The 12,404-nt window shown below is 63.1% G+C and carries 14 protein-coding genes; 8 read left to right on the forward strand and 6 right to left on the reverse strand.

The annotated features are described in order from the left end of the window. Positions 1–2: 2 nt before the first annotated feature. Both IB257_RS12515 and IB257_RS12520 read right to left on the reverse strand, forming a co-directional pair. Complete coding sequence (locus IB257_RS12515; protein WP_192353927.1) at positions 3–1,460, reverse strand: 2-hydroxymuconic semialdehyde dehydrogenase; 1,458 nt, start codon at positions 1,458–1,460, stop codon at positions 3–5. Between the two features lie 78 nt (positions 1,461–1,538). Further along, entirely contained in the window at positions 1,539–2,093 is a 555-nt protein-coding gene (locus IB257_RS12520; protein WP_225588886.1) for a GNAT family N-acetyltransferase, read from the reverse strand. 148 nt (positions 2,094–2,241) lie between these two features. Between IB257_RS12520 and IB257_RS12525 the strand changes: the two genes are divergently transcribed. Beyond that, positions 2,242–3,078, forward strand: a complete 837-nt coding sequence (locus tag IB257_RS12525) for an AraC family transcriptional regulator (protein WP_175212584.1) — start codon at positions 2,242–2,244, stop codon at positions 3,076–3,078. A gap of 82 nt (positions 3,079–3,160) precedes the next feature. After that, a complete protein-coding gene (locus tag IB257_RS12530; RefSeq protein ID WP_192329326.1) occupies positions 3,161–3,652 on the forward strand; it encodes a MarR family winged helix-turn-helix transcriptional regulator in 492 nt (163 codons plus the stop codon). Positions 3,653–3,663: 11 nt separating this feature from the next. Here IB257_RS12530 and IB257_RS12535 read toward each other — a convergent pair whose 3' ends face one another. The 3 genes from IB257_RS12535 to groES all read right to left on the reverse strand — a co-directional run bounded on the left by IB257_RS12535 (position 3,664) and on the right by groES (position 6,747). Next, the gene (locus tag IB257_RS12535; protein WP_192492371.1) at positions 3,664–4,581 is read right to left on the reverse strand and encodes a YihY/virulence factor BrkB family protein; all 918 of its coding nucleotides are present in this window, start codon (positions 4,579–4,581) and stop codon (positions 3,664–3,666) included. A 200-nt stretch (positions 4,582–4,781) separates the two neighbouring features. Then, entirely contained in the window at positions 4,782–6,422 is a 1,641-nt protein-coding gene (gene groL, locus IB257_RS12540; protein WP_054451905.1) for a chaperonin GroEL, read from the reverse strand. Between the two features lie 37 nt (positions 6,423–6,459). Then, a complete protein-coding gene (groES, locus tag IB257_RS12545; RefSeq protein WP_006221616.1) occupies positions 6,460–6,747 on the reverse strand; it encodes a co-chaperone GroES in 288 nt (95 codons plus the stop codon). 369 nt (positions 6,748–7,116) lie between these two features. Between groES and IB257_RS12550 the strand changes: the two genes are divergently transcribed. Next, positions 7,117–7,467 (forward strand): hypothetical protein, encoded by a 351-nt coding sequence (locus IB257_RS12550; protein WP_054451904.1) that lies wholly within the window; start codon positions 7,117–7,119, stop codon positions 7,465–7,467. Between the two features lie 182 nt (positions 7,468–7,649). Beyond that, entirely contained in the window at positions 7,650–8,633 is a 984-nt protein-coding gene (locus tag IB257_RS12555; RefSeq protein WP_192492372.1) for a tripartite tricarboxylate transporter substrate-binding protein, read from the forward strand. A 51-nt stretch (positions 8,634–8,684) separates the two neighbouring features. Here the strand turns inward: IB257_RS12555 and IB257_RS12560 are convergent, their stop codons facing one another. After that, positions 8,685–9,110 carry an Rrf2 family transcriptional regulator gene (locus IB257_RS12560; protein ID WP_054451902.1) on the reverse strand — a complete coding sequence of 142 codons (426 nt, stop codon included), beginning with the start codon at positions 9,108–9,110 and terminating at the stop codon, positions 8,685–8,687. Positions 9,111–9,181: 71 nt separating this feature from the next. Between IB257_RS12560 and IB257_RS12565 the strand changes: the two genes are divergently transcribed. The 4 genes from IB257_RS12565 (at position 9,182) to IB257_RS12580 (ending at position 12,397) form a co-directional block, all read left to right on the forward strand. After that, positions 9,182–10,159, forward strand: coding sequence for an alpha/beta fold hydrolase (locus IB257_RS12565; protein ID WP_175160358.1), 978 nt, complete (start codon positions 9,182–9,184; stop codon positions 10,157–10,159). Between the two features lie 152 nt (positions 10,160–10,311). Further along, positions 10,312–11,241: a DMT family transporter gene (locus tag IB257_RS12570; protein ID WP_225588888.1), complete on the forward strand. Its 930-nt coding sequence runs from the start codon at positions 10,312–10,314 to the stop codon at positions 11,239–11,241. 11 nt (positions 11,242–11,252) lie between these two features. Then, the gene (locus IB257_RS12575; protein WP_054451899.1) at positions 11,253–11,651 is read left to right on the forward strand and encodes a hypothetical protein; all 399 of its coding nucleotides are present in this window, start codon (positions 11,253–11,255) and stop codon (positions 11,649–11,651) included. 137 nt (positions 11,652–11,788) lie between these two features. After that, the gene (locus tag IB257_RS12580; RefSeq protein WP_192329320.1) at positions 11,789–12,397 is read left to right on the forward strand and encodes a hypothetical protein; all 609 of its coding nucleotides are present in this window, start codon (positions 11,789–11,791) and stop codon (positions 12,395–12,397) included. Positions 12,398–12,404: the final 7 nt, after the last annotated feature.

The following is a 12,404-nucleotide window of genomic DNA, read 5'->3' on the forward strand; positions in this document are numbered from 1 at the left end:
GGTCAGAGCTTAATGCAGACATTGGTGGGTTCGGTATAGAAATGCAGCGAATGGCGTCCGCCTTCACGGCCGATGCCCGAAAGGCCGCTGCCGCCGAACGGTGTGCGCAGGTCGCGCAGGAACCAGCAGTTGACCCAGGCCAGGCCGACCTTCATGGCCTGCGCCACGCGGTGGCCGCGCGTGAGGTTCTGCGTCCAGACGGCCGCAGCCAGGCCGTAGCGCGTGTCGTTGGCCAGTCGGATGGCTTCTTCTTCGGTGTCGAAGGGCGTCACGTGGCAGACCGGGCCGAAGACTTCCTCCTTGATGCAGCGGGCGGTCTCGGGCAGGCCGGTCCAGATCGTGGGCTGCACGTAGGCGCCTTCGTCGCGCGCATCGCCGAATACCGGCACGCCGCCGCCTGCCACCACCGTCGCGCCTTCCTCGCGCGCCAGGGCGAAGTACGACAGCACCTTCTCGCGATGCTCGCGCGACACCAGCGGTCCCATCTCGGTGGCGGGATCCATGGGCCAGCCTATGCGCAGGGCTTCCGCGCGCGCCGCCAGCGCGGTGACGAAGCGCTCATAGATCGGGCGTTCGACGTAGACGCGCTCGGTGCACAGGCAGACCTGCCCGCAGTTGGCGAACACCGATTGCGTCACGCCGTCCACCGCGGCATCGAAATCCGCATCGGCGAACACCAGCGCCGCGTTCTTGCCGCCCAGCTCGAACGACACCGGCTTCACGCCCGGCGCCACGGCCCGCATGATGGCCGCGCCCGTGGCCGACTCGCCCGTGAAGGTGATGCCGTCGATGTCCGGATGGGTGGTCATGAATTCGCCCGCCGAGCCAGGTCCGAAGCCATGCGCCAGGTTCAGCACGCCGGCCGGCAGCCCGGCTTCATGCGCGACCTCGGCCAGCAGCGTGGCCGTGGAGGGCGTGACTTCGGACGGCTTCATGATCACCGTATTGCCGAATGCCAGCGCCGGCGCCACCTTCCAGGTCAGCAACAGGAGCGGCAGGTTCCAGGGCGAAATCACGCCCACCACGCCCAGCGGCTTGCGGTAGGCGTAGTTCAGCGCCTGGCGGCCATCGGGCGTATCCGTCATGTAGCTTTCCATGTCCAGCGTGCGCGCCAGTTCCGCGAAGGCGCGGAAATTGGCGGCCCCGCGCGGAATGTCGATCTTGCCTGCCCAGCCCACCGGCTTGCCGGTGTCGCCGATCTCGGCCTGCAGGAAGTCGTCGAAGCGCCGCGTGATGCCGTCGGCCAGGGCCAGCAGATGATCGGTGCGCTCGGCCACCGACAGCCCCGCCCAGGCGGGCAGGGCTCGGTGCGCCGCCGCCACCGCGCGGTCGATCTGGTCGCGGTTGGCTTCGTGGACCTGGGCGACCAGGCGCCCGTCCACCGGGCTGTGCTTGTCGAAGGTGGACGCGCCGTCTTCGAAGCGGCCGTCGATGTAGTTGCGCAATTGTCGGATCGTCATGTGCAGGGCTCGGTCTGGATGCAAAATAAATACGTATACGTACTATATTTTGGATCATAGACAGCGCCCCGCCTCAAGTCAATGCGATTCCGAAGCCGTCAGCGTCTGCCATTCTTCCTTGCCGATGCGGCTGACATGCTCCGTCCGGTAGTCGTTCATGAACTGATTGAACTTGTTCTCCTCGGTGTGATGGTGCTTGAAGCCGCACTTTTCCTGGGCTCTGCGCGATTTCTCGTTGTCGGCGAAATAGCCGCACCATAGCGCGTTGAAGTTCAACGTTTCAAACGCATGGCGCATCAGTTCCCTGACGGCTTCAGGAATCAACCCCTGGCCCCAGAACGGTACGCCGATCCAATACGCGATTTCGGCTTCGTCGTCGGCAATGTCGAAATTGCTGTCCTTCCCCATGAGCAACGCCACCAGGCCTATGGCGGTGTTGTCTCCCTTCTGTGTCAAGGCATAGGCCAGTGGCCGCGAAAAAACCGTCTGGATGATCTCCCGGCTATGTTCGACGCTTGTATGAGCAGGCCAGCCCGCGGCGAGGCCGATCCGTTCGTCGCTTGCATACGCAAACAGGCTCGGCGCGTCGTCGGTGTGCCAGGGCCGCAAAATGAGGCGTTCGGTGCGCAGCATGATTTCCCTTCCTTTCAGCAATGAAAACAGCAGCCGCAATTCTAGGATCCGAGGGCGCAACTGATAATAGACAGGGTTGAGCAGATTAGGTAATTTTGAAAACAAGATTGCGGGAATTCATGGGTGATGATTTAAAATTTCAGCGTAAATGAAAACGCTCTCTCAGCTCTCGGATACAGGCATCGAAGACCTGGCCATCGGCCTCAACAGCTTTGACGAACAGGTGGGGCACCCCTTGGCGTTGGCGTATGTGGTGGTGTTGATCTGCCGCGAGGGCAGCGCCGAGTGGGAAGTGAACTTCAAGCCGCACCGGATGAAGAAAAATGATCTCCTGGTCCTGGCGGAAGATTCCATCGCGCTCATCAAACGCAAGTCGGATGACTATTCATGTGCCTGCTATTTGATGAACCGGTCCATCGCTGCGGAGATTGCGCACGCGCTGCCCAACAGCCTGTTTTCCTTCTTGAGCCGTTCGCCGTTCTTCGCTGCCGAAAAGCTGTCGCCGCGGTATTCAAAGGCCTGGGAAGGCCAGGCGGCGCTGATCCATGAGCAGTGCGTCACCTACCAGCGGACCATGATCGTCAACCACGTCCAGAACCTGTTCTTGTGGATCTGTGAAAAGACAGACGGCCTTGGGGCCGGCATGAGGAATGACTTCAGCAGATCGGAAGCGGTCTGCTGGAAATTCTGGGAGCTGATCTCGATGCACTGCGTACAACAGCGCGGGGTGGCGTTCTATGCTGGGCTGCTGCATATCACTCCATACTATCTGTCGCAGTTGAGCAGGAGGTTCTTCAACGACGCGCCCAAAACGCTGATCGACAGGCAGGTCGTGTTGGAGATAAAAAAGCGCCTTACCCAGCCCAGGAAATCCGTGCAGCAGATTGCCGAGGAACTGCATTTCGCCGACGCCTCCTATTTGGGCAAGTTCTTCAAGCGCCATACCGGCGTGGGCTTGACCGACTACCGGAAAGGCAGGGCATGATGAAGTCTGAAAGGGGCGTGAGCTATCTTATGGACCCGCGCAGCAATGCCATGATCGCCGACATCCATCCCTTGGAAGCCCGATGACCGCTAGATCCCGACGTATCCCTCCCGACCCGGCCGCACCCCAGGCCTTGCAGGCGTTCGACCTGACCCAGGTCGCGTCCCATCTGCTGCGCCGGGCCCATTTCCGGGCCGAGGCCCTGTTCGCGCAGGCCTTTCCCGACGAAGACCTGACCCCGCGGCAGAAGGCGCTGCTGATCACCGTCTACCAGAATCCCGGCGCGACCCAGAATCGCATCGCCGAACTGATCGCGCTGGACCGCAATTCCTTCGCTGAAATGATCGCGCGCATGACCAAAAAGGGCTACGTGCGCCGTAAGCGCTCAGCCCAGGACGGGCGCGCCTATGCGCTGGAGATCACGGAAGAGGGCATTGCTCTGTTGGCGCGCATTCTGCCGCAGGATGCTGCGGTGGAGGCGGAGGTCCTGGCGCCCATCCCTGAGGATTTGCGGCCCATGTTCCTGAAATGCCTGCGCCTGATGGCGGGGCTGGAGCAGCAGGACGATGCCTGAGCGCGTCTGATTCAGGCGTCCGCTGCAGGCGCCGAGTCCGACGCGAGTGTGCTCTTCCTGCCGAAGCGCAGCGCGAACTGGCGCGTGAACACCGCACCGAAGAAGAAGATCTGCGCCGAATAGTAGATCCACAACAGCAGCGCGATCAGCGACCCCGCCGCGCCGTAGGCCGACACCGCCGCGCCCCGGCTGAGATAGACGCCGATGCCCCACTTGCCCACCAGGAACAGCGCCGCGGTCACGATGGCGCCCGGGATCACGTCCGGCCACGAGATCTTCGCGCTTGGCAGCAGCTTGTAGATGACCGCGAACAGCGCCACCACGATGGAGAAGGAAAACAGGCTGGATATCCACTCCGCCACCAGGGCGAAGGACGAAGCCGTCCAGAGATCGCCGTAATAACCCCGTGCGGCTCCGAGCGCGGCGTTCACCGTCAGCGATATCAAGAGGAATAGCGCCAGCACCAGCACCAGGCCGAACGACAGCATGCGGCTGCGGACCATGCCGTGCAGCCCGCCTTTCTGGTTGGCGGAGACTTCCCACAGTTCGTCCAGGCTGGCCTTCAGTTCCGCGAAGGCCGTGGTGGCGCTGAAGATCAGCACGAAGATCGATATCAGCGCCGCGATCCAGCCCTTGCCTGATTCATGGGCGCTGGCCAGCACCGTCTGGATGACTTCAGCGCCGCGCTCGCCGGTCAGCTCGCGCAGTTGTGAGAACAACTCCGAGCGCACCGCGTCTTCGCCGAAGAACGCGCCCGCCACCGCGATCACCAGGATCAGCATGGGCGCAAGCGAAAACACCATGTACAGCGCCAGCGCCGCGCCCTTGCTGGAGGCGCGATGGGTGGACCACTGTTTGGCCGAGTCCATCAACAGCCCGCCGATTTCGGACGGACGCAGGGCGCGCAACAGGGTCGGGGGCAAACGCATGGGACTCGGCTCGTTCTGGGGGAGCCTTCATTGTAGGGACGCATGCGCTGCGGCGAAACCCGCAGATTGTGCGCAAACGTGTTCTTTGGCTAGGCCGCGTTGCGGAAAAAAGAAAAACCCCCGGGGCGAAGGACCGGGGGTTTTTCGGGATACTGCATTCCCCGGCCGGAGCCGGGGAGGCCTTGCAAGGATGGCGGGACTTAGAAGTCCATGCCGCCCATGCCGCCCATGCCGCCGGGCATGGCCGGAGCAGCGGGCTTGTCTTCGGCCAGTTCGACCACGGCAGCTTCGGCGGTCAGCAGCAGGCTGGCGACGGAAGCGGCGTTCTGCAGGGCGGTGCGGGTCACCTTGGTGGGATCCAGCACGCCTTGCTCGACCAGGTCGGTGTACTCGCCGGTCGCGGCGTTGTAGCCGTAGTTACCCTTGCCGTTCAGCACGGTGTTGACGACCACGCTGGCTTCTTCGCCGGCGTTGGTGACGATGGTGCGCAGCGGCTCTTCCACAGCACGCAGGATCAGCTTGATGCCGGCGTTCTGGTCAGGCGTGTCGCCCTTCAGGTCAGCGATGGCTTGCTTGGCGCGCAGCAGAGCAACGCCGCCGCCAGCCACAACGCCTTCTTCCACTGCAGCGCGGGTGGCGTGCAGGGCGTCTTCGACGCGAGCCTTCTTTTCCTTCATTTCGACTTCGGTGGCAGCGCCAACGCGAATCACGGCAACGCCGCCGGCCAGCTTGGCCACGCGTTCTTGCAGCTTTTCACGGTCGTAGTCGGACGTGGCTTCTTCGATCTGGACGCGGATTTGCTTGACGCGAGCTTCGATCGACTTGCTGTCGCCAGCGCCGTCGATGATGGTCGTGTTTTCCTTGCCCACTTCGATGCGCTTGGCTTGGCCCAGTTCAGCCAGGCCGGCCTTCTCCAGCGACATGCCGGTTTCTTCGGAGATCACCGTGCCGCCCGTCAGGATGGCGATGTCTTCCAGCATGGCCTTGCGGCGGTCGCCGAAGCCAGGAGCCTTGACGGCGGTCGTCTTCAGGATGCCGCGGATGTTGTTCACAACCAGGGTAGCCAGGGCTTCGCCTTCGACGTCTTCAGCGATGATCAGCAGCGGACGGCTCGACTTGGCAACTTGTTCCAGCACGGGCAGCAGGTCGCGGATGTTGCTGATCTTCTTGTCGAAAATCAGGACAAACGGATCTTCCAGAGCGGCAACTTGCTTGTCCGGGTTGTTGATGAAGTAGGGCGACAGGTAGCCGCGGTCGAATTGCATGCCTTCGACGACGTCCAGCTCGTTTTCTAGCGACTTGCCGTCTTCGACGGTGATGACGCCTTCCTTGCCGACCTTGTCCATCGCGTCAGCGATGATCTGGCCGATGGAGGTGTCGCTGTTGGCGGAGATCGAGCCGACCTGGGCGATTTCCTTGCTGGTCGTGACCGGCTTGGATTGCTTCTTCAGTTCAGCGACGGCGGCGGCGACAGCCTTGTCGATGCCGCGCTTCAGGTCGATCGGGTTGAAACCGGCGGCAACGTACTTCAGGCCTTCCATGACGATGGCCTGGGCCAGCACGGTGGCGGTGGTGGTGCCGTCACCGGCGTTGTCGGAGGTCTTGGAGGCAACGTCCTTGACCAGCTGGGCGCCGATGTTTTCGAACTTGTCCTTCAGTTCGATTTCCTTGGCGACGGACACGCCGTCCTTGGTCACGGTCGGGGCGCCGAACGAGCGCTCCAGCACGACGTTGCGACCCTTGGGGCCCAGGGTGGTCTTGACAGCGTTGGCGAGAACATTCACGCCGCGGACGATGCGCACGCGGGCGTCGTCACCGAACAGTACTTGCTTGGCAGCCATTTCTTAGCTTCCTTCGAAAATTCGTTTGAGGCGGGGTTTACTGGACCACGGCGAGGATTTCGTCCTCGCGGATGACGAGCAGCTCTTCGCCGTCAACCTTCACGGACTGGCCGGCGTACTTGCCGAACAGCACCTTGTCGCCAGCCTTCAGGTCGACCGGCAGGATCTTGCCGTCTTCGGTCTTCTTGCCGGGGCCGACGGCCACGACTTCACCCTGGTCGGGCTTTTCAGCGGCGCTGTCGGGGATAACGATGCCCGATGCAGTCTTGCGCTCGTTTTCGAGGCGTTTGACGATCACGCGATCGCCCAGGGGACGCAAGGCCATGAGGAACTCCTGTTGCAAAAAAGAGAAGGAAATGATCGGTTAGGCCCGGGAACGCTTGTTAGCACTCACCGGTGTCGAGTGCTAATTATAGGGATGATGTTCTAGGGTTCAAGGGGGAGGGGGGTGGTTGTTACATATTGGGGAGCTGGATGGCGTCTAACTTCATTGAGGCGGAAGTTAGACGAGCAGCCGGCAAGCACGGCGACAAGGGACAGGCGTGCAAACACGGGGAGGGAAACAGCCCCAGTACGCTGTGATAGCAGCCATAATCAATTCAACCTGGCCTCGAGTGAAGGCAGGAGTTCAGTTTTGGCTCCCACATAAACCGGTAGCGGGTGGGCCGTAGCGTACTCAGTGCGGAATATCTCAATGATGACACCGGAAACGCCAGGCGACGACGCGGTACGGACCCGCAACCACGGGCCACTGCCCCAGGGTTTTCGGGCTGGATTGATTACGGCCATCACGGTATTGCTCGGCTTTTCGCTGGGTTTCCTGCGCTACTGGGGCTTCGACGCGCCGGGCGATTGGAGCGCGCTGTCCGTGCTGCCCGGCGTGTCCCTGTTGCTCGCCAGCCTGCTGCAGATAATTGCTCTCTACCGCGCCTTGCGTCTGGAGGATGAAGCCGAGAATGAATACCGGAAAACCGTGCGGTGGTTCATTACGTCGGCGATGCTGCTGTTGCTGGGTGTGACAGCGGCGTTGTGGGAGGTAGCGTGATACGCCGCCCGTGCCGCTGGAAAATTAGGGTAATCCGGGATTCTTTAAGCCTAAACTTTTGTGAAGAATGAGCGGCAGACGCGGGATCGCCGCCGCATGAGGCATCGAGGCGGTTCTCCGTGGTGCGGCATGTGACGCACCGTACGCGGGATCGCGGGGTGAGCCCCCATAGGGAGAATCGAATGCTGTTGCGTAGACGTTGTCTGGCCATGATGGTGCTGGCGCTGACTGGCTGGGCCACGGGCAGTCATGCGCAAACACCATCTCAGGCCTGGCCCGTCAAGCCCGTGCGCCTGGTCGTGGGGCTGGCGCCCGGAGGGCTGGTCGACGTGCTGGCACGCACGGTGCAGCCGCACTTGGCCGAAGCATTGAAGCAGACCGTTATCGTGGAGAATCGGGGCGGTGCGGGCGGCAACTTGGCGGGCGCCGAGGTTGTGCGCAACGGTGGAGACAACCATACCTTCCTGCTCAATCCATCGACGACCGAATCGGTCAATCCACTGATGTTCGCCAGCATGCCGTTCGATCCGCAGCGGGACCTGCGGCCGGTTGCCTTGCTGGCCAATAGCCAGTTGTTCCTGTTTGTCCGGTCCTCGCTTGGCGTCGATACGCTCGAAGAGTTCGTGGCATACGCGCACAAACAGCCCGCTCCTCTCAATTACGGTTCGGCCGGAAACGGCACGACGCCGCATCTGGCCGGCGAGCTGCTCAAGCAGGCTACTGGCATGCAGGCTACCCATGCGCCTTATCGCGGCGTGGCGCCGGCGATACAAGACCTGGCAGCGGGCCAGATCGACTTCGCGTTTGGACCCGCCACGGTCTTTCCCATGGTGCAAGCGGGCAAACTGAAGGTACTTGCGGTGGCAAGCCGGCAACGCGCTGCCGTGGCGCCCGACATACGAACCTTTTCCGAGGTCGGCATCGACGGTGTTTTCGCAGACAGCCTGTTTGGCGTGTATGCCGCCGCTGGCACCCGCGATGACGTGGTCGATCGCATGAACGCCGAAATCAATAAAGTGCTTGCGAGGCCGGAGATCCAGGCGCGCTTTCTCGATGCGGGCGCCGAGGCGCTACCGCTGCGTGTGGCGGACTATGCCGCGCGCGTGCAGGACGAAAAGAAATTGTTCGCCCCGTTGATGAAGTCGTTGGGGCTGAAGGAACAGTAGATAGAACAACGATAAACGCTCTGCCTGCGCAGCTCATTCGACTCTACGGCTTCATCCTTCCTCGCGCGAGGCAATCTCCGCGGCAAGCTCGGAAAGCGATACCGCGCCCAAGCGTTGCAGCAAGGCATGCTCGCCTTCGCGCAGGGAATCCGCCACCAATTGGTTCGCGGCTCGTTCCACGGGGCAGGCAGGATTGTCGTCGGCTGGCCCGATGGTAAAGACCGTGCCATGGGCGATGGCTTCATGGACATCGCGCGCGGTGATGGTTTCCAGTCCCCTGGCCAGTACCCAGCCGCCGTTGCGCCCGCCCGTGGAGGTCACCATGCCGGCGGTACGCAGCGCCGCCATGGATCGGCGCACCACCACCTCATTCGTATGCAGCATCTGGGCCAGCGTTCCAGAAGTGGTCGTGCCGCCGCGCAAATGCATGTGGATCAAGACATGCAGCAGACGGGCAAGGCGGGTGTCATTGGCCATGGGATCAATTACCGTAACTACAAATGTTACGGTATTATAGCTGCACCGGATACTTCTTGAGAGCTTGCCCGATGATCGACCTTGAAACACGCGATGTGACCGTCAACGGCATCGCGCTCAGCGTCACGGCCCAGGGCGAAGGTCCACTCGTCGTGCTGTGCCACGGCTTTCCCGAGACCGCTTATGCCTGGCGCCATCAACTGCCCGCCCTGGCCCATGCGGGATTCCGCGCCGTGGCCCCGGATTTGCGCGGGTATGGAGCCAGCGACAGTCCGGCGGATGTGGCGGCGTTCACAACATTGGATGTCATCGGCGACCTGGTCGCGCTTATCGAAAGCGAGGGGGCCGATGATGCGGTGATCGTGGGGGGCGATTGGGGCGCCAGCATCGCATGGCAGGCAGCCCAACTGCGTCCGGACCGTTTTCGGGCCGTCGTCGCCCTGGGCGTTCCCATGATGCGCAGAGCGCCGGTTGCACCCAGCCGCCTCTTCCCCAGAACCGAGTCCGCTGCGTTTTACACGCATTACTTCAACGAGCCGGGAGTTGCTGAAGAGGAGTTCGAGCGCGACATCAGCGCGACCCTGCGCGCCATCTACTTCGCGGCATCGGGCGACGCCGGGCCGCGTGACGACCCCGCCACGCCCAATCCGTTTGGCATGGTAGCCGCTGGCCGTGGCCTGCTCGATTCGCTGCCTGTCCCCCAGACGTTGCCGGCCTGGCTTACTCCATCGGATCTGGCGACCTTTGTCCAAAGCTACACCGCCAGCGGTTTTCGTGGCGGCCTCAACTATTACCGGAATCTGGACCGCAATTGGGCGCTGCAGGGGGCCTTTGAGGGAAAGACGGTGGATGTGCCTGCGCTTTATCTCGTAGGGGAAAGGGATACGGGCCTGGCGATTCCCGGCATGGACCAGATCATCGCGGCCATGCCGGCCCTCGTTCCCCAACTGCGCGCTGCTGAAGTCATTCCCGGCGCGGGGCATTGGTTGCAACAGGAAGCCCCCGAGGCAGTCAACAAGGCGCTCGTCGATTTCCTGAGGAGCCTTTGACCGTGCGAAGAAGCCATACTGCAATATCGCGTTGAAACTGCGCCAGCTAAAATCCCGCATGCGCGCTGACGGCTGTCACGGATAGACAACCTCGACGCATTGCTTTTCACCGTCGCCCCGCGCGACCACCGCAGCTCACCTTCGAAGCACAGATGAAAAATACGCTGATGGCCACGCACCTGCGCCTGGTCGGCATGGCCGCGCTCTGGGGCGCGTCGTGGTCCTGGGGCAAGGTCGTCGCCCAGGCCATGGCTCCATTGGCCGCGGCCAGCCTGCGGTTCCTGTTCGCCAGCGTGGTGCTGGTTCTGTGGATGCATCGCGCCTCGGCGCTGCGCGGCCTGAAGTCCCTGACGCGCAACCAATGGCTTGGCCTGGCCGCCGCCGCGTTGGCGGGCGTCTTTGGCTACTCCAGCTTCTTCATGTTGAGCCTGCAGCTGGTGCCGGCCGGCAAGGCCGCGATCGTGGTGACGCTGAATCCAGGCGCGACGCTGTTGCTGGCGGCGATCCTGTTCCGCGAACATCTCAATCCAGCCATCCTGGCCGGCATGGTTCTTTCGGCCATCGGTGCGTATATCGCCATCGGCGGCGGGGTTTCACAAGCAGCCGCCGGCTCCGGCGTAGGCATCGGCGAACTGCTGCTGCTCGGTTGCGTGGCCTGCTGGGTGGCCTACACCCTGATCGGCCGGCTGGTGCTCAAAGGCGTGGACGCCCTGACCACCACCACGGTGACCACCGTGATTGGCGCGCTGATGCTGCTGCTCACCAGTCTGATCGTGGAAGGCGTTCCCGCCTGGCAGAAGCTGGAACAGGCGCCGGCCAGCGCCTGGGGCAGCCTGCTGGCTTTGGCGTTCGGGGCGACCGCGATCGCCTACGCCTGGTACTTCGAAGGCGTGAAGGCGCTGGGCGCCGGCGCGGCGTCGGGCTACATCACGCTGGTGCCCGTCTTCGGCGTGCTGTTCTCCAGCCTTTGGCTGGGCGAAGCCACGCCCGCGAATCTGTTCATCGGCGCCGCCCTTGCGATCTCGGGTATGGCCATCATGCACGTCGGCCGGCGTCGCGCCGAGGCGCGACAGCGCCGATAGGCGGACCTTACATGCAGCCCTATACCCACGACCACATGCCGGCCCAGGAGACTTGGCTGGACTGCGCGACCGCCGACGGAGGCCGGCTGCGCGTGGTGCTGCTCGCAGCCGATCCGCAGGCGGCGGCGCCGCTGCTGGCGCGGGCCCGCTCGATCGCTCAAGCGCTGGCGACGCACCGCGACGCCGCGTTGCAATTCCTCTGGCAGGCGGGACGCGACACCGGCGACCCCGAAGATCCCCCTGTGACGTTCCTGGAACACTTCACGCCATCCGACCTGATCGTCGCGGCCGACGGGGGCTACGTGCTGCATCTGGCGCCGCGCGACGCGACCTGGTTCATGGATGGCTATTGGCCGGCCGTACGCTTCGCGGCGGATGACCGGCCTGCGGACTGGATCTGCGAATCCTGATCCGAGCCACCGTATCCAAAGCGGCCTCTTGGCGCTTGGAGGCAATGCCGCGTCAGGTTCCGCACAGGCGCATGATTACACTCTGATCGTGACACGTGCGTCATTCACGGAGAAGTCGACATGGAATTGGCTCAAACATGACTAGCAACGACGGGATTCAGGTCTCGGTCTATACCCGATGGCACCAGTTGTCGGTGCCGTTGGCCTTCGCCCTGGCGGCGGGCAGCTTCATGCTGGTGGTGTTCAACCGTGGGCCGATTGTTCTGGCGGTTGTGCTGGCGGTGCTGGGGTTGCTGGCGCCGCCGCTGGTGGCGTTCAAGGGCTTTCCCACACGCAATACCGTCAAGGTGACGTCCGAAGGGCTGGAGTTTTCGCGCCGCTCCGCCGTCGCCTTCGCCCAATTGTCCCGCTGGGGCACCGACGATTATCTCAAGCTGGTCCGTCCCGGCCTGCCGACGTTGCTGGTCAGTGCAGTGGACCGGCCCACACGTGAACGTCTGTTGCGCGAGTTTGAGCAGGCCTTGGCGGCGTGGCATACGCGCCAGCCCGCCGGTACGCAGGCGGCGCGCCGCACACATTTCTATGGTTCCACGGCAGGACGCCTGGTGGGCCTGTTGATCATCGTGCTGGGGGCGGGTGTGGCGGTCATGGCGCTGAGCTTGCGCGAACCGTCGATGTCGCTGGCTATCGTTGGCGGGCTGGGAGCGCTGTTCGGATTGGCGATGCTGTTTGGCCGGCGGGGCTGAACGGTCA

Source organism: Achromobacter sp. ACM03, from assembly GCF_014851665.1.
Taxonomy (GTDB): Bacteria; Pseudomonadota; Gammaproteobacteria; order Burkholderiales; family Burkholderiaceae_B; genus Achromobacter; species Achromobacter aegrifaciens.